This is a genomic window from Pseudoflavonifractor phocaeensis, assembly GCF_021531815.1.
GTDB classification, from domain to species: Bacteria; Bacillota; Clostridia; order Oscillospirales; family Oscillospiraceae; genus Lawsonibacter; species Lawsonibacter phocaeensis_A.
This window is the reverse complement of record NZ_JADYUM010000008.1, coordinates 18,534-39,095: the sequence shown is the minus strand read 5'-3', so window position 1 is coordinate 39,095 and position 20,562 is coordinate 18,534. Positions and strand designations below refer to the sequence as shown.

General features: G+C 61.6%; 21 protein-coding genes. 8 read left to right on the top strand and 13 right to left on the bottom strand.

Going from position 1 to position 20,562, the window contains the following annotated elements:
• Positions 1 to 113: 113 nt before the first annotated feature.
• From I6E42_RS06585 to I6E42_RS06570, 4 genes are all read right to left on the bottom strand, one after another.
• Entirely contained in the window at positions 114 to 1,334 is a 1,221-nt protein-coding gene (locus tag I6E42_RS06585) for a sensor histidine kinase (RefSeq protein WP_235371139.1), read from the bottom strand.
• Positions 1,324 to 2,004 carry a response regulator transcription factor gene (locus I6E42_RS06580; protein WP_235371138.1) on the bottom strand — a complete coding sequence of 227 codons (681 nt, stop codon included), beginning with the start codon at positions 2,002 to 2,004 and terminating at the stop codon, positions 1,324 to 1,326. The genes I6E42_RS06585 and I6E42_RS06580 overlap by 11 nt, the downstream gene beginning before the upstream one ends.
• 70 nt (positions 2,005 to 2,074) lie before the next feature.
• The gene (locus I6E42_RS06575) at positions 2,075 to 2,737 is read right to left on the bottom strand and encodes a DUF4956 domain-containing protein (RefSeq protein ID WP_235371137.1); all 663 of its coding nucleotides are present in this window, start codon (positions 2,735 to 2,737) and stop codon (positions 2,075 to 2,077) included.
• Positions 2,730 to 3,512: a polyphosphate polymerase domain-containing protein gene (locus I6E42_RS06570; RefSeq protein ID WP_235371136.1), complete on the bottom strand. Its 783-nt coding sequence runs from the start codon at positions 3,510 to 3,512 to the stop codon at positions 2,730 to 2,732. Before I6E42_RS06570 ends, I6E42_RS06575 begins: the two co-directional genes overlap by 8 nt.
• A gap of 275 nt (positions 3,513 to 3,787) precedes the next feature.
• On the opposite strand from I6E42_RS06570, the gene I6E42_RS06565 reads away from it, so the two are divergent.
• Both I6E42_RS06565 and safA read left to right on the top strand, forming a co-directional pair.
• Entirely contained in the window at positions 3,788 to 5,734 is a 1,947-nt protein-coding gene (locus I6E42_RS06565; RefSeq protein ID WP_235371135.1) for a carbohydrate-binding domain-containing protein, read from the top strand.
• A gap of 137 nt (positions 5,735 to 5,871) precedes the next feature.
• Positions 5,872 to 6,480 (top strand): SafA/ExsA family spore coat assembly protein, encoded by a 609-nt coding sequence (gene safA, locus I6E42_RS06560; protein ID WP_235371134.1) that lies wholly within the window; start codon positions 5,872 to 5,874, stop codon positions 6,478 to 6,480.
• A 201-nt stretch (positions 6,481 to 6,681) separates the two neighbouring features.
• Here the strand turns inward: safA and I6E42_RS06555 are convergent, their stop codons facing one another.
• From I6E42_RS06555 to I6E42_RS06525, 7 genes are all read right to left on the bottom strand, one after another.
• Positions 6,682 to 7,260 carry a peptidoglycan-binding domain-containing protein gene (locus I6E42_RS06555; RefSeq protein WP_235371133.1) on the bottom strand — a complete coding sequence of 193 codons (579 nt, stop codon included), beginning with the start codon at positions 7,258 to 7,260 and terminating at the stop codon, positions 6,682 to 6,684.
• Positions 7,257 to 8,489 carry a peptidoglycan-binding domain-containing protein gene (locus I6E42_RS06550; RefSeq protein WP_235371132.1) on the bottom strand — a complete coding sequence of 411 codons (1,233 nt, stop codon included), beginning with the start codon at positions 8,487 to 8,489 and terminating at the stop codon, positions 7,257 to 7,259. Before I6E42_RS06550 ends, I6E42_RS06555 begins: the two co-directional genes overlap by 4 nt.
• An 8-nt stretch (positions 8,490 to 8,497) precedes the next feature.
• Positions 8,498 to 8,896 carry a spore cortex-lytic protein gene (locus I6E42_RS06545; RefSeq protein ID WP_235371131.1) on the bottom strand — a complete coding sequence of 133 codons (399 nt, stop codon included), beginning with the start codon at positions 8,894 to 8,896 and terminating at the stop codon, positions 8,498 to 8,500.
• 126 nt (positions 8,897 to 9,022) lie between these two features.
• Positions 9,023 to 10,024, bottom strand: a complete 1,002-nt coding sequence (locus tag I6E42_RS06540; RefSeq protein ID WP_235371130.1) for an NAD(P)H-dependent glycerol-3-phosphate dehydrogenase — start codon at positions 10,022 to 10,024, stop codon at positions 9,023 to 9,025.
• A gap of 72 nt (positions 10,025 to 10,096) precedes the next feature.
• Positions 10,097 to 10,759 (bottom strand): glycerol-3-phosphate acyltransferase, encoded by a 663-nt coding sequence (locus tag I6E42_RS06535; protein ID WP_235371129.1) that lies wholly within the window; start codon positions 10,757 to 10,759, stop codon positions 10,097 to 10,099.
• A gap of 2 nt (positions 10,760 to 10,761) precedes the next feature.
• Positions 10,762 to 12,087 (bottom strand): ribosome biogenesis GTPase Der, encoded by a 1,326-nt coding sequence (gene der, locus I6E42_RS06530; RefSeq protein ID WP_235371128.1) that lies wholly within the window; start codon positions 12,085 to 12,087, stop codon positions 10,762 to 10,764.
• A 205-nt stretch (positions 12,088 to 12,292) separates the two neighbouring features.
• Positions 12,293 to 13,678, bottom strand: coding sequence for a DUF512 domain-containing protein (locus tag I6E42_RS06525; RefSeq protein ID WP_235371127.1), 1,386 nt, complete (start codon positions 13,676 to 13,678; stop codon positions 12,293 to 12,295).
• Between the two features lie 206 nt (positions 13,679 to 13,884).
• Between I6E42_RS06525 and I6E42_RS06520 the strand changes: the two genes are divergently transcribed.
• Positions 13,885 to 15,213: a sodium-dependent transporter gene (locus I6E42_RS06520; protein WP_235371126.1), complete on the top strand. Its 1,329-nt coding sequence runs from the start codon at positions 13,885 to 13,887 to the stop codon at positions 15,211 to 15,213.
• A 39-nt stretch (positions 15,214 to 15,252) separates the two neighbouring features.
• Here I6E42_RS06520 and I6E42_RS06515 read toward each other — a convergent pair whose 3' ends face one another.
• On the bottom strand, positions 15,253 to 15,474 hold the full coding sequence (locus I6E42_RS06515) for a helix-turn-helix domain-containing protein (RefSeq protein WP_235371125.1): 222 nt from the start codon (positions 15,472 to 15,474) through the stop codon (positions 15,253 to 15,255).
• A gap of 87 nt (positions 15,475 to 15,561) precedes the next feature.
• Here I6E42_RS06515 and I6E42_RS06510 point away from each other — a divergent pair, with 87 nt between their 5' ends.
• The 5 genes from I6E42_RS06510 to I6E42_RS06490 all read left to right on the top strand — a co-directional run bounded on the left by I6E42_RS06510 (position 15,562) and on the right by I6E42_RS06490 (position 19,300).
• A complete protein-coding gene (locus I6E42_RS06510; RefSeq protein ID WP_235371124.1) occupies positions 15,562 to 15,813 on the top strand; it encodes a hypothetical protein in 252 nt (83 codons plus the stop codon).
• 103 nt (positions 15,814 to 15,916) lie between these two features.
• Entirely contained in the window at positions 15,917 to 17,062 is a 1,146-nt protein-coding gene (locus I6E42_RS06505) for an alanyl-tRNA editing protein (protein ID WP_235371123.1), read from the top strand.
• A 120-nt stretch (positions 17,063 to 17,182) separates the two neighbouring features.
• Positions 17,183 to 18,427: a helix-turn-helix domain-containing protein gene (locus I6E42_RS06500; protein WP_235371122.1), complete on the top strand. Its 1,245-nt coding sequence runs from the start codon at positions 17,183 to 17,185 to the stop codon at positions 18,425 to 18,427.
• A gap of 28 nt (positions 18,428 to 18,455) precedes the next feature.
• The gene (locus I6E42_RS06495; protein WP_235371121.1) at positions 18,456 to 19,028 is read left to right on the top strand and encodes a ribonuclease domain-containing protein; all 573 of its coding nucleotides are present in this window, start codon (positions 18,456 to 18,458) and stop codon (positions 19,026 to 19,028) included.
• On the top strand, positions 19,028 to 19,300 hold the full coding sequence (locus I6E42_RS06490; protein ID WP_235371120.1) for a barstar family protein: 273 nt from the start codon (positions 19,028 to 19,030) through the stop codon (positions 19,298 to 19,300). The genes I6E42_RS06495 and I6E42_RS06490 overlap by 1 nt, the downstream gene beginning before the upstream one ends.
• Before the next feature lie 152 nt (positions 19,301 to 19,452).
• On the opposite strand, the gene I6E42_RS06485 is transcribed toward I6E42_RS06490, so the two are convergent.
• Entirely contained in the window at positions 19,453 to 20,562 is a 1,110-nt protein-coding gene (locus I6E42_RS06485) for a tetratricopeptide repeat-containing glycosyltransferase (RefSeq protein WP_235371119.1), read from the bottom strand.

The window sequence follows — 20,562 nt, the reverse complement described above, 5'->3', positions numbered from 1 at the left end:
TTTTCAGTTATTCATATGATACAACTTCCAATCAATTTGTCAAGATTTTTCAGCATGGTGCACAACACATTCCATGTTTCGTGGCACCCGCGTGCTCTGCATAGGCCGGCCCGTCACCGCAGCGCAACGGAAAACCGGATGATCCCTGGAGCCGGACAGTCCGCCGTGATCGTGCCCCGATGCGCCTCCACGATGCTCCGCGCAATGGACAGGCCCACACCGAAGCCGCTGCCGGACCGCGCCCTGTCCCCGCGGTAAAAGCGGTCAAACAGCTTCTCCGTCTCCTGTTCCTCCACGGAGGCACAGGGATTCACCGTCCGCAGCAGGGTGCCTTTCTTCCGTTTCTCCAAAGACAGGAGGATCTCTCCCCCAGGGTCCGCGTACTTGATGGCATTGTCCAGCAGAATCGAAATCAATTGCCGGACCGCGTACTCATCCCCGCGGCAGCAAAGCTCCGGCTCCACCGCCGTTTTCAGCGCGTGTCCCTGAGCCGCGGCGAAATCCCGGAAGGATTCCGCCGTCTCTTCCACCGCTGTGCTGAGATTGAACTCGCTGACCTGCAGGGGCGGCTTCTCCTCATCCAGCCGCGAGAGGGTCACCAGATCGTTGACCAATCTGGTCAGCTTGTCGGTCTGGCCCTGGATCTTATCGATCCATTTGCTCCTCCCCGTCTCCATCTCCAGCACCTTCAGGCTGGTATTGATGACTGTAAGGGGCGTTTTCAGCTCATGGCTGGCATCTGTGATAAACTGCTTTTGCTTCTCGGCGTTTTGGACCACAGGGGTAATGGCCCGCCGGGACAGGACCAGCACCAGCAAAAAGACCAGTGCCACGCCGCCGGCCACCACCAGCAGAGAAATGAAGCCAAAAGTCCTCAGGGAGTGGAACTCATTGTAGCAGTCCAGAAAAACCGCCATGTACTGGTCGCCGGTATCCGCCACATAAAATTTGTAAGTTCCTGTATATCCGAATCCCTCCCCCTGCCTCCCGGCGATCTCCAGATAGGTCCCGGCGTCCTCCTCCGTGACGGCGGCGATGTGCCTCATATCCGCCCGGAGCAACTCTCCGGAGTCCGTATAGTACAGGACAAAATACCGGGTGGAGTAGGGTTTCTCCATGCTGAAGCGGTCCTCCCGCCTCGGCCCCGGCTTGCCCGGCGGCGACGGCTGGGGCATATTCCCCTCATTCTCATAGATCAGTTCCAAGGTGTGCTCCAGGTCATGGTCGGTGGACAGAAAATTGATGGCGTTGATGGAGACCGCCATCAGCAGCATGACCAGGGTCACGGAAGCCATGGCGATACAGATAAATTTCCGGCGCAGCTTATGGATCATTTCCGTCCTCCAATGAATAGCCCATCCCCCGGGTCACGCGGATCACCGCGTGGGAGCCGATCCCTTTGATCTTCTTCCGCAGGTTGGAGATGTGGACCCAGACCACGCTGATCTCCGCCTCGGAGTCCCAGCCCCAGACCCGCTCCATGATACGCTCCGCGGAAAAAATGGTCCTGGGCGCGCGCAGAAACAGCTCCATCATCTGGTACTCCCGGCCGCTGAGCTTTATGCTCCGGCTTTCGCAGCGCAGTTCTCCGGCTCCGCTATCCATCACTAGGTCCCCGAAGGCCAGAAGCGGCGGCTTGTAATCGCCGCCCCGGCGCAGCATGGCCCGGACCCGGGAGAGCAGCTCATTCGGGGCAAAGGGCTTGGGCAGATAGTCATCCGCCCCGGCGTCAAAGCCCGCGATACGGTCATCCTTCTCCCCCTTGGCCGTCAGCATCATGACGGGGGTAGAGACGCCGTTTTTCCTCAGCTTCTGTACCACCTGGATGCCGTCCATTTTCGGCATCATAATGTCCAAAATGACCGCGTCATAATTCCCTGTGCAGGCATAGTCATAGGCGGCCGCCCCGTCGTGGACGGCGTCCACGCTGAATTGGTTCTTTTCAAAGAAGACAGTCAGCGCTTCCGCCAGATCCAGTTCATCTTCCGCAAGCAGTAAACGCATATCATCACCCGAATCCATTATAGGACAGGCGGCTGTGAAACGCAATGTACGCAATCGCCTGTCCTTTAATTTAAAGTGCTTCCTTTGTCGCGGCCCTGCCGCATACGATGTTCAAATTTCCGTTCCGGCACCGCAGCGCGTCCAAAAATTCCTTGGGAATACGCTCGGTCTTCAAAACCACGCTGTAGTGCAGCTCATATAGCGTCCCCATATTGGTGGTCTTCACCCGCTCCAGGCGGGCGGACCGGGTGTACGTCTGAAAAAGATCGTCGAACAGCCCGTCATAATCCAGGTTTTCGGGGATGGTGATCTTCAGCTCCCGCTCCTGTTCGTTGCCGCCGCCAAAGCGCAGTCCGGTGAGTGCCAGCACAAAGACCGCCATAATCAGGAAAAAGAGGACCGCCAGCGCCACATAACCCATTCCGGTGGCAAGGCCGATGGCCATGGCCAGAAAGATCATGCCGATCTCCCGGGCCGTGCCCGGCGCGGAGCGGAACCGGACCAGGCTGAAGGTGCCTGCCACGGCCACACCCGCGCCGATATTGCCGTTGACCAGCATGATGACCACCTGGACCACAGCCGGGAGCATGGCCAACGTAAGGATAAAGCTCTGGGTGTAGCGGCTCTTGTACATACACAGCAGCGCGGCGCCCACTCCCAGGGCCAGAGACACGGCGGTACAGATGGCAAACACCTGGAGGGTGATCTGGGTGGTAATGATGGAATCAAGCATGGAAATAAGCCTCCTTGTCAGATGGGGATGGGCAGGATACGGGGCCGTTACTTCCGCCACACCTCAGGTTTGGGACCGCCTGTGCCAGCAGATTCTGCCGGTAGCAGACGCCGTATTTGGAGAAGGACGCGGGGAACACCCCGGCCTCGCTGAGCAGGCGCCCCAGCCACACCGGCGCCGTTCCGGGGATCTTGACCTCCATCAGGATCCGGTCTTGGGGCAGGATCAGTTTTCCGCCGTCCCCCCGGCGCAGGTCCAGGTCCTGGTCCCGCCAGCGCAGATTGGTGTCAAAGGTGACCCGCAGTTCTCCGTTTTCGATCCCGGCCAGGGCGGAGCGGTCATAGGCGATGAACACCCGGGGCTCGGGCCGGTAGCTTTTGAGAAACCAGTCGATCTCGCGGCAGATCTGATCCTCCGTCCGCGGCCTGGCGCGCCCCGCCAGGTATTCCACCGCCTCAGCGCATGGCATGACCGTCCGCCGCTTATAGACCACATGGTCGAATTTCTTCTTGATCTCCACAAACACCTTCTGATCGTCCCCGGGCACACCGTAGCTGCGCAGCCGGAGCTTCTCCTTATAGACCGGGCTCTCCAGCGAGGTGCGAATCAGCTGAAAGTTCTCCGTGTCATAGTAGATATTGCAGATGGTGTAGCGGCCGTACTGATCCGCCTTCATATAAGGCCTCATCCCATCCAACAGCGCGTCATATTGTTCGCGTGTCAGGAGATACTTCTTTTCAAAGCGCTTGAAGCTCTGCTGGATCTGTTTCGCCATGGGTCAGCCTCCTTCCGTCATCTGAGTCTGTCTTACAACCGGTCTGTTGGAAAACGCTTGCAGCGAACCTGTTCCGTCCCGCCGCGCTGACTGTATCATGGACTCCCATCCTAAAGGGAACTTAAAGATTGGACGGGCAAAGATGAACTTTTTGTAAAGTATCCTCTGTGCCCCCCTCTCTTTAATTCTGCTTTAGGTTCCCGCGTTTCAATATAGGCACAGGTCACCCCCGGCCCGGTGATCCTGTTCCATCTGACCATCAGGAGGTAATTCTTGTGAAACCATATTGCACATGGCTCTCTATTTCTCTTTCCGCGGCCCTGGCGCTGGGGCTGCTGACCGGCTGCGGGCAGACCGGCGGCGGCACATCGCCAGACATTTCTTCCCCCGAGGCTGTCCAACTCCAGGCGTCCTCCCCTTCAGACGCCGCCCAGCCCCGGACGCCCGCGGCGCTGGACCTGTCCTCCGCCACCGTGATCACCCTGTCCGGGGACGCGGCCTCTGTGACGGGGAGCGGGGCCCAGGCCGACGGCGGCGTGGTCACCATCACTGCCGGGGGCGTCTACGCCGTCCGCGGCACTCTGAATGACGGGCGGATCATCGTCAACGCCCCTGACAAGGACGTGACGGTGGCCCTGAAGGGTGCGGACATCACCTGCTCCTACGGAAGCCCCCTGTATGTGTACAAGGCCAGTGCCGCCACCGTACATCTGGTGGAGGGCACGGAAAACGCCCTGACCGACGGGGCCTCCTACACCTTCGCGGACAACCTGTCCTCCGCCGAGGAGGAGGAGCCCAACGCCTGCCTGTACAGCAAGGCCGACCTTGTTCTGGAGGGGGCGGGCAGTCTGGCGGTGACCGCAAATTATAACAACGGCATCACCTCCAAAGACACCCTGGCCATTTACGACCTGACGCTAGAGGTCACCGCTGCGAATCACGGCATCAACGGCAAGGATTCCAACACCATCGACAGCGCCTCTGTCACGGTGGCCTGCGGCGGAGACGCCATCCGCTCCACCAACGATGCGGACGCCTCTCTGGGCTGGGTCAGCGTATCCAACGCCTCTCTGAACCTCACCGCTGGGGGGGACGGCATCCAAGGGGAAACTTCGGTCACCCTCTCCAGTGGTGACTACGTCATTACCACCGGCGGCGGACACGCCACCGACCTCGGCGTGGACCAGAGCGCTAAAGGCATCAAGGCCGGTACCGCGCTGGTTCTGGACAGCGGCGCCTATTCCATGGACTGCGGCGACGACGCCTTTCACTCCAACGGGAACCTGACGGTCTCCGGTGGCGTTTACACCGTCTCTACCGGAGATGACGCCTTTCACGCGGACGAGACCCTGACCGTCAGCGGCGGCTCCATGGAGGTCCAAACCTCCTACGAAGGTCTGGAGGGTTCTGACATCGACATCTCCGGCGGGACCATTCAGATCACCGCTGCCGATGACGGAGTCAACGCCGCCAGCGGCATGGATGGCAGCGGTTTCGGCGGACGGGGCATGGGGAACGACTTCACCGTGTCCGGCGCCAGCCACGCCCTCACCATCTCCGGAGGAAACCTGTTTGTAACAGCGGGCGGCGACGGCCTGGACAGTAACGGCGCCCTTACCGTGACCGGCGGCACTGTGCAGGTCTTCAGCACCGGAAGCGGCGACGGCGCGGTGGATTGCGACAGCGGCTTCACTCTGGAGAACGGCGTCCTGCTGGCCTGCGACGCAGGCAGGATGTCGGGTTCTCCGCGGGAAGCCGCCCAGTGCGCGGTTCTCCTCAACTTCGGGACCACTCTGGAGGCCGGGACCTGCGTTCAACTGGCCGGCGAAGGCCAGAACTTCGTTTTCCGCATGGCCGCCTCCGCCGCAACGGTCCTGTTCAGTTCCCCGGAACTGGTACAGGGCGGCGCCTATACCGTGTCCTACGGGGGAGACTATACCGGCAGTGACAGCGCCGGACTCTGCTCCGGCGGCACATACAGCGGCGGGACCGAGCTGGCCTCCCTGACCCTCACCGATCTGGTGACCAGCTACGGCCAGTCCGCCATGGGCGGCGGCAAAGGCTCCATGGGCGGCGGTCAACGGCCCATGGACGGGAGCCAGGATCCCACAGATGACGGCAGAATGCCAATGGACGGCCGGGGAGGCCGGGGCACACAGCCTCCCGAGGGCGGCGGAATGTCCCGCTCGGTCCCAGATGACAAGCCCGCACCCACCGCATAAGCGGAGACCCACGTACACCGGAGCAAGCGCCGCTTGCTCCGGTGTTGCATGTCAAATATTCCCTTTGCAAAATAGTTACAAAACGGTTACAATTTTATTGTCAGCGAGGAATACTATTTTTGCGAGGTACTAACGCTATGAAAAAGACGCGCCTTTTGTTGGCCACGGCCCTTTTGACCGGAAGCCTGCTTACCATTCCCGCCTCGGCGGCCTCCCTCTCCCACACCGTGGCCGCCGGCGACACCATGTGGAAGCTGGCAGTCCGCTACCAGGTGGGCACCAGCGAGATCATCGGGGCCAATCCCCAGGTCAGCAATCCCGACCTGATCTATCCGGGTCAGGTCCTGCAGATCCCCCAGCTGGAAAGCACAGTGGCCAGCTATGAGGCCGAGGTCATCCGCCTGGTCAACCAGATCCGGCAGGAAAACGGCCTGCGGCCGCTGACCGCCAATTGGGAGCTGTCCCGGGTGGCCCGCTACAAATCCCAGGACATGCTAGACCAGGGCTACTTCGCCCACAACAGCCCTACATACGGCTCTCCTGGCCAGATGATCCGCGCCTTCGGCCTCTCCTACCGCACTGCCGGGGAGAATATCGCCAAAGGCTACACCACCCCCCAGGCGGTGGTCAACGGCTGGATGAACTCCAGCGGCCACCGGGCCAACATTCTGAACGCCTCCTATACCCAGATCGGCGTGGGTTACGTCTCCAAAGGGAACCACTGGACCCAGATGTTCCTGGGGTGACCGGTCAACGTTTTCCCTTTTGCACGGGACGGTATGCTGCCGGCAATCCCATCAGAGCGCGGTAAATTGAGCCGCGGGGGGCGACCTTGTCACACAAAGCTCCGTAGGCCACGGCGCAACAGGCTCCATGGCCAGTCCCCTCCCTATGAAAAACCTTCGGGCTCCCGGAAATTCCGGGAGTCCGAAGGTCTTCTGTTCCTTTTATCCCCAACCGCCCAGGAAGGCCCGGCGGCTCCGGTCCAGTTCCCGGATCACAAAGATCTCGTATAGCCGGACCAGCATCTCCCAGGTCCGGCGGTCCATAACGCCGTCCTCTTTCAGCCCCGCCGCGTGCTGGAGCCAGTGAACATTGTCCACGGAAGCTCGGTCATGGATGCCCAGCACCGGTCCCTCCGTGATCCCGTTCAGGTGGCGGCCCAGGACCTGAAACATGGTCTGGGGCAGGATCATATACTCCGCCTCCGCCCCGGGCTCCACCCGGGTCTCTTCCGAAGGGAAGGCCCGCAGGGCGTTGGCGCCGGAGACCTCCCGCTCCACCTGGCCCCACAGGGTCCGGATGGCCTCCCAGGTCCCCCGGTCCACCACCCCGGTCACCGGGGGATGGAGTTCCCGCTGGAACAGCATCACCGCCTCCAGGGTCCGCTCTCCGAAGATCCCGTCCGTCACCAGGCGGGGCAGAAAATCATACACCATGGACAGCCGCCGCAGCATATACTGGAGGCTTCTCACCGGCTGGGCCAGCATTTCCCGCTCCAAAACCTCTCTCCTCACGTGATTCATACCATCACCCCCTTCTGGTGGTCATTCTGTCCTAAGCCCACATCCTGCCCCGGGAACTGTCCCAGCCGGGGCGTGTCGGCAAACCGTTCTCCCTGGCCAGTGGAGGTCGGCGTGATGGACTGCCGGAAGGCCTGGGCCCGCACCGTGTCACGGCTCAGGGCGAAGTAGGCCTGGGAGGCGTGGCTGTACAGGGAGTTCCAGGTGGCCTCCCCCACGATCCCGTCGGGGATCAAGCCCACCAGGCTCTGGTACTGCCGCACCGCCTGGGCGGTCTGGGGGCCAAAGACGCTGTCCACGGTGATGGGCAGCAGGGCGTCCTCAAACTCCGCCAGCAGGGCCAGCATATACTGGAGGATACGGACCGCGTCCCCCGTGTCCCCCTCCCGCACCACACCGGGATACTGAAATTCAAAGCCGTAAAAGGTCTGGCCCTGGCTCACCAGCTCGGACAGCCGCAGCACACCCGTATAGAGGAAGACCATCTGGTACCAGGTGGCCTTCCCCACTACCCCGTCCGGAGTCAGGTTGAAGATGCGCTGGAACTCCTTGACCGCGGCCTCGGTGGGTTCTCCAAAGGTTCCGGTGACGGGAGAAATTTTGGGGATGGCCGGGTAATTCTGGGAAATCCGGTTCAGCATGACCTGGATCCGCAGCACATCGTCCCCCACCGCCCCCAGCCGCAGGGGGACGCCGGGATAGGAGGCGGTGATGTCCTGGATGGGGGCGTCCACCACCAGCTCAATGTCGTCCCCATAGTAGGTGCGCAGGATCTCCATGGAGTTGTAGCCCTGCTTTGCCAGGTCCTGGCTCCCCCACTGGGACAGTCCGTCGCAGGTGGTGGTGGTGCCGTTGCAGAATTTGGCGGACAGGGGCTCCACAAAGCCCTGGCGGCGGATATAGTTGTTGAAGATCTCATCCACCATCTGACTGATGTTCTCAAAGATATTCCGCCCCCGGATGAATTTCTGGTCGTAGGCGGTGGAGGCGGTGATCTGAAAATCATAGCCCCGGCTGGGATAAAACTCCGTGTAGACCCGGTTCAGGGCAAAGGAGATGATGGCCAGGATATTGGCCCGGATGGCCGCCGGTTCCCAGGTGGGATAGATCTCGCTGGAGGCCACGTTTTTTACATAATCCGGAAAAGAGACTGTGACATTCTCCGCCCACTGGTCTGGCGGTCCCATGTGTACCGTGATAGTCTTGGGAATATAGGGGAAAATATCCGCCATGGCTCACCTCACAGGTTCTGGGAGGGGAACTCCCGGACCTCCCGCTGCTGGAGGCTGCTCTCCCCCTCCCCCAGAGGGACCAGCTCCACATCCTGCACCGTCTCGATCTTGGGGAAGACCTGGACCCCGTCCATTTGAAGCATGGCAAAGCCCGAATGTTCCACCCACACGTTGACCAATGTAAAGGGCAGACCGCCGTTCATCCCGTCGGGACTGGTGCTCTCCCCTGAGGCCGGTGTCCGGATGGCCACGGGTTGGATCAGCCCGCTCCGGTCTGTGATCTGGACGGAGATCAGGTTCTGCTTCCCGTTTTCTCCCGTTCCCGTGATGACCACTGTGGCGCCCTCCACCGGGATCTGGGCATTGGATGTAAAAACCCGGACCCGCAACGTTCCTAACCCTGACATAATTGCCTCCTGTTCCGCGGGCCTGGGCCCGCCCTGTTTCCCCATGCTATGCGGAAAACGGGCCACCCGTGCGAGGGACAGAAAAAACCGCCTGCTTCTGCAGGCGGTTTTTACCATTCATTGCTTTCAGCTCCAGCTTTCCTCCAGCTCAGAGCGCTTTTCCCGGCCCATCAGGTGGGACACCACCCCGCGGACCTCCCGGCCCTCGTACAGCACCTCGTAAGCGGCCTGGGAAATGGGCATCTCCACCCCCGCCTTTTGGGCCAGTGTCCGGGCATTGGCGGCGGCGTAGTAGCCCTCCACCACGGCGCCGATTTCCTCCAGCGCCACCTGAATTGGCTTCCCCTGGCCGATGAGGATGCCGCAGCGGCGGTTCCGGGAGTGCATGGAGCAGCAGGTGACGATGAGATCCCCCATCCCGGCCAGCCCGGTGAAGGTCTCCTTCCGCCCGCCCAGGGCCACGCCCAGCCGGGCGATCTCCGCCATGCCCCGTGTCATGAGCAAAGCCTTGGTATTGTCCCCACAGCCCAGGCCGTCACAGCAGCCGGCGCACAGGGCGATGACGTTTTTCATGGCGGCGCAGATCTCGGTCCCCACCCGGTCATCACTGGTGTACACCCGGAAACGGGGATTCATGAACAGGTCCTGGACCTGCCCTGCCATCGCCAGATCATCGGCAGCGGCCACCACGCCGGTGGGGATATGGCGGCCCACCTCCTCCGCGTGGGAGGGGCCGGACAGCACCACCACGGGGCATTTGCCCCCCAGTTCCTCCTCAATGACCTGGCTCAGACGCAGAGAGCTGTCCTTCTCGATGCCCTTGGAGGCGGAGATGACGATGGTGCCAGGCGTCAGATAGGCTCCCAGCTGCCGAGTGGTCTCCCGGACAGCGTAGGAGGGAGTGGCCATCAGCACGGCGCCGCTGTCCGCCGCCCCGGCCAGGTCGCTGGTGTAGTTCATCGCCTCAGGCAGCGGAACACCGGGCAGCATGGGATTCTCCCTCCGCTCCCGCAGGAGGGCGGTCTTTTCCGGCCGGTGGGACCAGATGGTCACCTCATGTCCGTTCTCCAACAGCAGCAGCGCCAGAGCCGTGCCCCAGCCGCCGCTGCCCACCACTGTGATCTTCATGGAAAAATTCTCCTTTTGATGATTCATTTCCAAAAGACAGGGTGGCCACAGGCCACCCTGTCTTTCACAATTTCATTTCTTTTTATGTAGGGTGAACTTGCTCTCTGTCCCGGTGAGCAGGCGCTTGATATTGCCCCGGTGCTTATACAGCACCAGACCGCCAATGAAAAAAGCCATGACGGTCAACACCGTGTTCTGATAGACGAACCAGGTGGCAAAGGGGAAGGAAGCGGCCGCCCAGCAGGAACCCAGGGACACATACCGGGTGAGCACCGCCAGGATCAGGAAGCCGCCCCACACCACCAGGGCGATGCGCCAGTCGATCATCAGGGCGATGGTTCCCCCGGACAGGATGCCCTTGCCCCCCTTGAAGTGGAACATGCAGGGGAACATGTGGCCCAGGAGGCAGAACAGTCCGGCCCAGTATTTGGCCACAACGGGGGTATAGAACGGGAGACAAAACCACTGGCTGATGGCCACGCCGATGAGGATGGCGGCCACAGCCTTCAACACGTCGCAAAGAATGACCACAAAGGTGAGCAGGCCGCCGAAGGTGCGGTGAAAATTGGTCAGGCCCGCGTTGCCGCTGCCGTGGTTACGCACATCGTCGTGGAGGATATACTTGGACACGATGACCGCCCCGTTAAAGCAGCCCCAGAAGTATGCCTGTACTGCCGTTATCAGCAGAGGGAGCCACAGAGCTCCCGCCAGGGCGGGCCAGTTCACATAGGACATTCTTACCCCTCCTTATCGCCCTTCTGCCGGATGGTCATACGGATGGGAGTCCCCTCCAGACCGAAGGTACTGCGAATTTGGTTTTCCAGATACCGCTGGTAGGAGAAATGGAACAGCCGCGCGTCGTTGCAGAAACAGACGAAATGGGGCGGGCGGATGCCCGTCTGGGTCATATAATAGATCTTCAGGCGGCGGCCCTTGTCCGTGGGGGGCTGGACCCGGGCAGTGGCGTCGGCCAGGACGGTGTTCAGCATGCCGGTAGAGATGCGGGTGGCAGCCTGGTTATTCACATAGTTGATCAGGTCAAAGAGCCGGTCCACCCGCTGGCCCGTCAGGGCGGAGATGAACACGATGGGGGCGTAGGTCATGTAGCTCAGGTCCCGCATCACGTCCTGGCGCATCTTGTCCATGGTCTTGCCGTCCTTCTCGATGGCGTCCCACTTGTTGACCACGATGATACAGGCCTTTCCCGCCTCATGGGCCAGACCGGCCACCTTGGTGTCCTGCTCCGTGACCCCGTCCTCGGCGTTGATCATGATGAGGCAGACGTCCGCCCGCTCGATGGCCATGGTGGCCCGGAGGACGGAGAACTTCTCAATGCGGTCGTCCACCTTGGACTTCTTCCGCATCCCGGCGGTGTCGATGAACAGGTACTTGCCCTTCTCGTTTTCAAAGGGGCTGTCCACCGCGTCCCGGGTGGTGCCCGCCACGTTGGAGACGATGACCCGCTCCTCCCCCAAAATCCGGTTGACCAGGGAGGACTTGCCCACGTTGGGCTTTCCGATGACGGCCACCTTGATGACGTCATCCTCCTCCTCTTCCTCCTCCTCGGGGGGGAAGTAGGCAAAGCAGGCGTCCAGCAGGTCGCCAGTGCCGTGGCCGTGGAGGGCGGAGACGGAGATGGGGTCCCCCAGGCCCAGGTTATAGAACTCATAGACGTCCGGGTTCTCCCGTCCGGTCTGATCGGCCTTGTTCACCGCCAGCACCACCGGCTTCCGGGACCGGAGGAGCATGTTGGCCACCTCCTGGTCGGCGGCAGTCATCCCCGTCTTGATGTCGCAGACAAAGACGATGACGGTGGCGGTGGAAATGGCGATCTCCGCCTGCTCCCGCATGAAGGACAGGATCTGGTCATCGGTCCCCGGCTCGATACCGCCGGTGTCCACGATGTCGAACACCCGGTTTCTCCACTCGCACTGGGCGTACAGCCGGTCCCGGGTGACGCCGGGGGTGTCCTCCACGATGGACAGCCGCTGGCCGCAGAGCTTGTTGAACAGCATGGACTTGCCCACGTTGGGCCGGCCCACGATGGCTACTAATGGCTTCATATCATTCCTCACACTTCTCAAAGATAGATACCACGATCCATATTAAAAACGGACGCCGGAATTATACCGGTAATACTCGTCCTCCGGTTCGTCGTCGCAAAGTCCGCGCTCGGCGGAATTTGTCAGACAAATGCCGCAAGATCGCTTCCTTGCTCCTCCTCTCCAAAACGAACCCGCTCCGCTGGGCTTCGTTTTGGTTTTCCCTCTACCGGACGCCGGGGTTATACCGGTAATACTCGTCCTCCGGTAAGTTAGGCATGGAGGCGGCGGGGACGGGGATCACGCCGCAGATGGCGTCCAGCAGCTCATAGCCGTCCTGGGCCACCGGGATGGCGGGGACTCCCAGTTCCCGCTCCACATCGTCCAGGGACACGTCGTCCAAAAAGACCCGTTCCCCGGCCCGAAGCATGTTGGCGGGGATGAGCAGCCGCTCCCCCAGGTCCTTCCCCCGCAGCTGCGCGATCAAATCGCCGCCGGTGACCAGCCCGGCCACCGTAATGGTCTCCCCAAAAAAGCGGTTGACGATGGGATATACGTTCCCTTTTATTGTACCACATTTCTCCCGGGCCATGTCAACCAATTGGGATAAATAAGGGGCCGCGGACACGCCGGTGGCGACGGAAAAGGGTCTCGCCCCCTCCATTTCCCCAGGTTCCATCAGATCCAGGGCCCGGCGGAACTCCTGGGCCAGCAGGGTGAGCATGCCCACTCCGTTGTCCAGCTGGGTAAATTCCTCGAAATAGTCCTCCGGGGGCAGGTCCCGGCCTGCCAGGAGGTAGAACTCGTCGGAGCACCACACCAGACGGGTCCCCTGCTTTTCCAGGTGACGGGCGGCAAAGGCCTCCACCTGGTCCACCAGGGCGGCGGCCTGCTCCCGGGTGTAGGGCTTCAGGGGGTACAGCCCCTCCCGGAATTTGGTCACCCCCACGGGCACCACCGAGATGCTGTTCACCGCCGGGTACATCTCCGCCAGATCGTTCAGGGTCCTGTCCAGAGCCGGACCGTCGTTGATGCCGGGGCAGGAGACGATCTGGCAGTTCATGGTGATATGGTTTTTGGCGAAGCGGCGCATGGTGTCGATGGCCTCCCCCGCCCGCTTGTTTTTCAGCATCTCGCACCGCAGGACCGGGTCGGTGGTGTGGACGGACACGTTGATGGGGGAGATGCGCAGGTCGATGATCCGCTGGACCTCCCGTTGGGACAGGTTGGTCAGAGTCAGGTAATTGCCCATAAGGAAGCTGAGCCGGGCGTCATCGTCCTTGAAGTACAGGCTCTTCCGCATCCCCGGAGGCATCTGGTCCACGAAGCAGAAGATGCAGTTGTTGGCGCAGGAGCGGGCCCGGTCCATGAGATAAGTCTCAAACTCCAGTCCCAGGTCCTCCCCCTCCATCTTCCGTACCCGCAGGGTGCGGGTGGAACCGTCCGCCCCGTTCAGGGTCAGCTCCAGCTTGGGGTCGTAGCTGTAAAACTTATAGTCCAGCACATCCACGATCTGGTGGCCGTTGATATGGGTCAGGGTCTCCCCCGCCCGGACGCCCGCCCGCCGGGCCGGGCTGCGGGGGTCTACCGACTTGATGACCGTCATGCTCATGGATGCTCACCGTCCTTTTCTCCATATGCCTTGTGGCGTTCTTTTTGATTGTACAATAGGATGGCCCGGATTGCAAGCAAGAGTGCGTGGGGGCGGAACTTTTTTACCCAGAAGGGGTTTAAAAAGCATCTTTGCAATTTGGGGTTTCTATGGTATGATGAAATAACACCCGGCGCTGGGCCGCATCACACAAAGGGGTGTGACATATGACACACAGTACCAAACGCGACTCCTGGGGCTCCAAGTGGGGCTTTATTCTGGCCTGTATCGGCTCGGCGGTGGGCATGGGCAACATCTGGCTCTTCCCCGCCCGGGTCTCCAAATACGGCGGGGCTACCTTTCTCATCCCCTATCTGATCTTCGTGGTCATCATCGGCTCTACCGGCGTCATCGGGGAGATGGCCTTCGGCCGGGCCACCCGGTCCGGTCCGGTGGATGCCTTCGGCACCGCCACCAGGCTGCGCTTCGGCACCGACAAGCCCGGGCGGCTGCTGGGCCTGATCCCGGTGCTGGGCTCCCTGGCCATGGCCATCGGCTACTCGGTGGTCACCGGCTGGATCTTCAAGTACACCGCCAGCGCCCTCTCCGGCTCCCTGTCCGCCCTGGCGGACCTGGACGCCTTTGCCGCCCAGTTCGGCGCCACCGCCACCAGCAACACCTTCTGGCAGGTGGCGGGCATGGCGGTGACCATTGTCATCATGGCCTTCGGCATCGGAAAGGGCATCGAGAAGGCCAACAAGGTAATGACCCCCCTGTTTTTCCTGCTGTTCGTGGGTTTGGCCGTCTATCTGGCCACCCTGCCCGGCGCGGCGGAGGGCTACCGGTACATTTTCGTCCTCAAGCCCGAGGGACTGCTGGACCCCATGGTGTGGGTCTTCGCCCTGGGCCAGGCCTTCTTCTCCCTGTCCATTGCGGGCAACGGCACCCTGATCTACGGCTCCTACCTGAGTGATGACTCCGACGTCCCCGCCGACGCCAAGATGGTGGCTCTGTTCGACACCTGCGCCGCCCTGCTGGCCGCCCTGGTCATCATCCCCGCCATGGCGGTGGCCGGACAGCAGCTGAACAACAGCGGCCCGGGCCTGATGTTCATTTTCCTGCCCAATGTGCTCAAGGACATCCCCGGCGGCGGAATCATTCTCATCATCTTCTTCGTGGCCGTCACCTTCGCCGCCCTGACCTCCCTCATCAACCTGTTCGAGGCCCCCACCGCCACCCTTCAGGAGCTGTTCCACCTGAAGCGGCCCGTGGCTGTGGCCATCATCGGCGCCCTGGGCCTGGTGGTGGGGCTGTCCATCGCCCCCATCGTCTCCGACTGGATGGACGTATGCTCTATCTACATCTGCCCCATCGGCGCCCTCCTGGCCGCGGTCATGTTCTTCTGGGTGTGCGGCAAGGACTACGTGCTGGAGCAGGTCAACCTGGCCCGGTCCAAGCCTCTGGGTCCCTGGTTCTACCCCATGGCCAAGTACCTGTTCTGCGGCGTCACCCTGCTGGTGCTGGTGCTGGGCGCTCTGTGCGGCGGGATCGGTTAAACTGCGCAAGTAAAAATGGCAGCCGCGCGGCGGCTGCCATTATTTTTTCCGATATGGTTTTGGATCATCCGTTCGCCCCAAAATGTAATCGGTACTGGTATGATAAAACTCGGCCAATACAATTAGCGCCCATACAGGAATCTCGCGGATGCCTTTTTCGTACCTACGGTAAACCTCCCGCTTGCAATGAAGTAATTCCGCTATTTCCTGCTGTGTTTTATCGTTATCGATTCTTAAATCTTCCAATCTCTGAAAGAACATAGCATCTCCCCCAAAGAGATGCTACCATTTTGTTGCATCTTCCTTTTTGATATGCTATCATATGGTAGCAAAAGGAGGAAAACTATTATGAATGACCCCACTCAAAAAATACTCACCTACGCATTCCGGAATTCCTACGCTGAGCTTCGTTTTCCCGAAATGCAATTCAACCTAAATCAGGTGATTGAAGGGACTTGCTATCAAGCTATCTTGGAAATCAAAAAAGTTCTTGCGGACCCTTCCTTGCAGGACAACGACTGTTTTTGTGCCATTGAACAAATTGTTCGCATTCTGGAATCTCATGGTATTAGCGGCGAAGGCCGCCATGATTTTGGATAATACACATCAATAAGTGGACCGCCCGGCGGTCCTCTTTTCTTTTCCTTGGAAATATGGTATGCTGTTGAGTATCGTAACATTGATGCGCTTGAGGTGAAATACCATGGAAAAACTATATGAAGAAAACCCCTATCTCACCCAGTTTTCCGCCGTGGTCCAGTCCTGTACCCAGGCCAAAAAGGGCTGGGACGTGGTGCTGGACCAGACCGCCTTTTACCCCGAGGGAGGCGGCCAGCCCTATGACCTGGGGGTCCTGGGGGGCGTGCGGGTGCTGGAGGTCCATGAGCGGGAGGGCCATGTGGTCCACACCTGTGAAAAGCCCCTGGAGGCGGGCTCCCGGGTGGAGGGGACCATCGACTGGGACCGCCGCTTCGACCTGATGCAGCACCACTCCGGGGAGCACATTGTCTCCGGCATCGCCCACGCCAAGTGGGGCTGCGACAACGTGGGCTTCCACATGGGAGCCGACGTCATCACCATCGATTTAAATGTTCTGTTGGACGAAACCCAGCTCCGGGAGCTGGAGGCGGAGGCCAACCGCTACATCTGGGAGGACCACCCCATCTCCATCACCTTCCCCTCCCCCCAGGAGCTGGCGGCCCTGGAGTACCGGAGCAAAAAGGAGCTGTCCGGCCGGGTGCGCATAGTCTCTTTCCCCGGGGCGGACACCTGCGCCTGCTGCGGCACCCATGTGGCCACCTCCGGACAGGTGGGCTTCGTCAAGCTCCTGTCCGTCCAGAAGTTCCGGGAGGGTGTGCGCATCGAGCTGGTGTGCGGAGGCCGGGCGCTGCGTTATGTCAATCAAATCGCAGACCAGAACCACCAGGTGTCCAACCTGCTGTCCGCCAAGGTCTTTGAAACGGGGGCCGCCGTTCAGAGGCTGCTGGAGGAGAACGCCGCGCTGAAATCCCGCATTCTCACCATGGAGGACCAGCGCTTCGCCGCCCTGGCGGAGCAGTACGCCGGAGCCGGGGACGTGCTTCTCTTTGAGGGGGGGCTCTCTCCCGACGGACTGCGGCGGCTGTGTGACGGGGTGCTTCACGCCTGCGGCGGACGGTGCGCCGTCTTTTCCGGGGCCGACGGCCAGGGCTACAAGTACGCCGTGGGTCAGGCCGGCGGCGACCTGCGCGCCTTCGCCAAGGAGATGAATCAGGCCCTCAACGGCCGGGGCGGCGGCAAGCCTGAGTTTGTCCAGGGCTCGGTCCAGGCCGGCCGGGCGGAGATCGAGCTCTTCTTCGCCTCCCGCTGAATCCCTTGGGGCCCAAGGCATCCCGGCCCATGTAAACCGCTGGTTAGCAGAAAATCAACCGCCGGGCGGTGGCCCTTTTCCGCCGCCGCTGATACCCTTGGGGCCAAGGAGGTCGAGCCTATGACGACAGGTCAGCGCATCGCGGCCAAACGGAAAGAATTGGAGCTGTCCCAGGAGAACCTCGGCGAAGCCCTGGGGGTGTCCCGGCAGTCCATCTATAAATGGGAGTCGGATACGTCTTTGCCCGACATCGACAAACTGGTGGCCCTGAGCCGCCTGTTTCACGTCTCCGTGGGCTGGCTGCTGGGGGTGGAGGAGGAACAGCCGGCGGCTCCCTCCCCCGAAGCCGCCTCCGGCGAGCTGTCCGATGCCCAGCTGCGCATGGTGGAGGAGATTGTGGACCGCTATCTGGCCGCCCAGCCCAAGCCGAAAAAGCGCAGACGCTGGCCCTATGTACTGGCCGCTCTGGCAGTCCTCTGGGGCGGCTGGCGGCTGATGGAGCGTCTGGACCGGATGGACAACCAGTACAACAACCTGTCCAACTCCATCAACAACATCAGCTATTCCGTGGACCACCAGATCAACACCATCACCAACCGGGTGGAGGAGATCTTAAAATCCCAGAACGACCTGACCGCCGACTACGGTACGGAAATGACCGGCTGGGACCTGTCCCGAAACACCGTCACCTTCTCCCTGCGGGCGGTCCCCAAGACCTACGTGGAGGGGATGGAGGTGGTGTTCCTGGCTGACAGCGGCGACGGCCCGGCGGAGTTCCCTGCCCAGGAGAGCCCCGGCCGGGCGTTTACCGGTGAGGTCACCTGCGAACTCACCGACTCCATCACCCTGTCCGCCGTCTTTGTCAATGGAGACACCCGGCAGACCCAGCTGCTGGACAATTACAGCGGCTTGTACCAGGACAGTCTGCCCCAACTGGATATTTACGGTCTGGAGAGCTGCTTTCTTCACGAGGAGCGCGGGAAAGACGGGCTGTTCCACCTCGCTGAGGGCTACGGCTGGCTACGGGACCAGGAACTGAATCTGGACACCAAATTCGGCGCCGTGGATGTGCGGGACCTGAAGGTAGGCCTGTTCAAAAACTTTCGGCTGGTCACCTGGCTGGAGCCCTGTGAACAGCCACAGAACTGGGACGTGGACGCAGAGCAGTTTTTCCGCTTTGACGCCATGGACATGGACCTGGAGCGTGGGGACATTCTTCACTTCGCCGCCATATACACGGACCAGTACGGCCGACGGGGCGTCGCCCCCAGTATTCCCTATTTTGAGTGCTTCGGGGACGAGATCAGCTGGTCGGACAGTTCTGACGGCACCCCCTATTATGTTCTTTCCAATTACGTCTTTTGACCAATCAAACAGAAATGAGTGATCTTTGATGAAACGAATGACTTCCCTGCTGTTGTCCCTGCTCCTGCTGTTCAGCCTGACGGGCTGCGCCAACGACTTCGCCCCCGTGGTCATCACCACCACCGGCGGCGATTCCCAGAGTCAGCCGGCAATTCTGCCCGAAAGTTCTTCCGGCTCCAGCGCTGCCGTTCTCCCCGATGGCGGCTCGTCCAGCTCGGAGGCCGACACCGGCTTTGTCCCCGTTCAGGGCGAATACTATTATGATTTGGAGAGCGTGGTCCTCTATCTGGAGTACTACGGGATGCTCCCCGACAACTACATCACCAAGAAGGAGGCCCAGGACCTGGGCTGGTCCGGGGGCAGCGTGGAGCGCTACCTGGAGGGGGCCGCCATCGGAGGCGACCGCTTCGGCAACCGGGAGGGCCTGCTGCCCAAGGAGTCCGGCCGCAGCTACACGGAATGCGACCTGAACACCAACGGTGCCGACAGCCGGGGAGCCGAGCGGTTGGTCTTCTCCAACGACGGGCTGTATTTCCACACTGAGGACCACTATGAGACCTTTACCGAGGTCTGGGTGGAGAACGGCGAGGTGGTCTGGTGATGAGGACCGTTGTGCTGGACTGCGCCCAAATGACCAGCCGGGAAGCTGCCCACGACTACCTGGCCCGGGAACTGTCCTTCCCGGACTGGTATGGCCGGAACCTGGACGCCCTGTACGACCTGCTCACCGGATATGTGGGACCCATCCGCCTGGAGCTGGTCCATCTCCTGGCCCTGGACGCCCTGGGCGGCTATGGCCGCGCCCTCTTGGGCACCATGGAGGAGGCGGCCGGAGAGACCCCCGGCTTGGAGCTGGTCATCCGGGAAGAATGACAGAGCCGGGAAAAGCGCCGGCCCCTGCGGTGATGTGCCCATCCACGGGGCACGCCCCCATGCTCCGTCCTTTTTTGACACGGAGGCGCGCAGTGTGCGCCTGCAACTTGGGCCGCCCAGTTCGGGCGGCCCTTTTATGTGTTCTTCCGATTTCAGGCGGGGGATGGTGTTTCTCCGGCGGCTTCCCGCTCCAGCAGGGCCACGTTGCCCCGGAGCCTCTCATTCTCCGGCTCCAGCTTCAGCGCTGCCCTCGCCGCCTCCAGTGCCTCTTGCATCCGCCCCGTCCGGTAAAAGGCGATGGACCGCAGGTCATAGGGCAGGCTCCCCCAGGGAGCCGCCTCACAGATATAGGTCCGGGGCCGGTGGGTGATGGCCAGGGCCTGCCCGGTGAAGTAGAGCACCCCCTCCCACTCCTCCAGCTCGTAGAGGAGCATAGCCAGGTCGGTCCAGGGTTCCCGCAGGTGAGACGCTTCGGCCACTGCCCGGAGATACCAGTTCCGGGCCTCCGCCGTCTCCCCTTTTTCCCGGTATGCCCGGGCGATATACCGCATGGAGGCCGCCCGCTCGTCCCGCCAGGTGGCCCTTGGCATAGCCAGATGGCCCTTTAGTGTCCGGATGCAGTCGTCCCAGCGCCCCCGGAACAGGTATTCCCGCCCCAGATAGTGGACGTTCCGGTCATCCTCCGGGTCCTCCGCCACCGACAGTTCCAGCAGGGGCAGATACTGCCCCCGGGACTTGGAGGGGTCCGGGTGGTGGTCCAGCTGGACTCCGTCGGCCACCACCGTGGGGCCGGGCCTCCCCTCCCCCGTCCAGGCCAGCACCTCATGGACCGGGTGGACCCACCGGTAGCCCCGGCGGGCGTGGATCTTCTCATACCAGAACACCACCCCCTCGGAGCTGTCGGGGTTGAAGGACCAGGTATAGCGGTAGGTGGCCTGACCAGCGCCGGGGACCCAGGCCTCCTCCAGCAGCTCCCGCCAGCCTGGCCGGAGCACCTCGTCCAGATCGGTACAGACACAGATGTCCATGCTCTCCGGCACCAGCTCCATGGAGCGGTTCCGGGCCGTGTCAAACCGCCAGGGTGAGATGACCTCCACCGTCACCTCCGCCCCCCGGGCCCGCAGCTTCTCCACCGTGGCGTCGGTGGAGCCGGTGTCCAGCACCACCACCCGGTCCGCCTCGGACATGGAATCCATCCAGCGGTCCACAAACTGCTCCTCATTTTTACAGATGGCGTAGACACAGACTTGATACCGTCCCAC

Coding starts and splice junctions, on each gene's coding strand:
- I6E42_RS06585 (WP_235371139.1), bottom strand. CDS start 1,334: ATGATCCATAAGCTGCGCCGGAAATTTATCTGTATCGCCATGGCTTCC.
- I6E42_RS06580 (WP_235371138.1), bottom strand. CDS start 2,004: ATGCGTTTACTGCTTGCGGAAGATGAACTGGATCTGGCGGAAGCGCTG.
- I6E42_RS06575 (WP_235371137.1), bottom strand. CDS start 2,737: ATGCTTGATTCCATCATTACCACCCAGATCACCCTCCAGGTGTTTGCC.
- I6E42_RS06570 (WP_235371136.1), bottom strand. CDS start 3,512: ATGGCGAAACAGATCCAGCAGAGCTTCAAGCGCTTTGAAAAGAAGTAT.
- safA (WP_235371134.1), top strand. CDS start 5,872: ATGAAAAAGACGCGCCTTTTGTTGGCCACGGCCCTTTTGACCGGAAGC.
- I6E42_RS06555 (WP_235371133.1), bottom strand. CDS start 7,260: ATGAATCACGTGAGGAGAGAGGTTTTGGAGCGGGAAATGCTGGCCCAG.
- I6E42_RS06550 (WP_235371132.1), bottom strand. CDS start 8,489: ATGGCGGATATTTTCCCCTATATTCCCAAGACTATCACGGTACACATG.
- I6E42_RS06545 (WP_235371131.1), bottom strand. CDS start 8,896: ATGTCAGGGTTAGGAACGTTGCGGGTCCGGGTTTTTACATCCAATGCC.
- I6E42_RS06540 (WP_235371130.1), bottom strand. CDS start 10,024: ATGAAGATCACAGTGGTGGGCAGCGGCGGCTGGGGCACGGCTCTGGCG.
- I6E42_RS06535 (WP_235371129.1), bottom strand. CDS start 10,759: ATGTCCTATGTGAACTGGCCCGCCCTGGCGGGAGCTCTGTGGCTCCCT.
- der (WP_235371128.1), bottom strand. CDS start 12,087: ATGAAGCCATTAGTAGCCATCGTGGGCCGGCCCAACGTGGGCAAGTCC.
- I6E42_RS06525 (WP_235371127.1), bottom strand. CDS start 13,678: ATGAGCATGACGGTCATCAAGTCGGTAGACCCCCGCAGCCCGGCCCGG.
- I6E42_RS06520 (WP_235371126.1), top strand. CDS start 13,885: ATGACACACAGTACCAAACGCGACTCCTGGGGCTCCAAGTGGGGCTTT.
- I6E42_RS06515 (WP_235371125.1), bottom strand. CDS start 15,474: ATGTTCTTTCAGAGATTGGAAGATTTAAGAATCGATAACGATAAAACA.
- I6E42_RS06510 (WP_235371124.1), top strand. CDS start 15,562: ATGAATGACCCCACTCAAAAAATACTCACCTACGCATTCCGGAATTCC.
- I6E42_RS06505 (WP_235371123.1), top strand. CDS start 15,917: ATGGAAAAACTATATGAAGAAAACCCCTATCTCACCCAGTTTTCCGCC.
- I6E42_RS06500 (WP_235371122.1), top strand. CDS start 17,183: ATGACGACAGGTCAGCGCATCGCGGCCAAACGGAAAGAATTGGAGCTG.
- I6E42_RS06495 (WP_235371121.1), top strand. CDS start 18,456: ATGAAACGAATGACTTCCCTGCTGTTGTCCCTGCTCCTGCTGTTCAGC.
- I6E42_RS06490 (WP_235371120.1), top strand. CDS start 19,028: ATGAGGACCGTTGTGCTGGACTGCGCCCAAATGACCAGCCGGGAAGCT.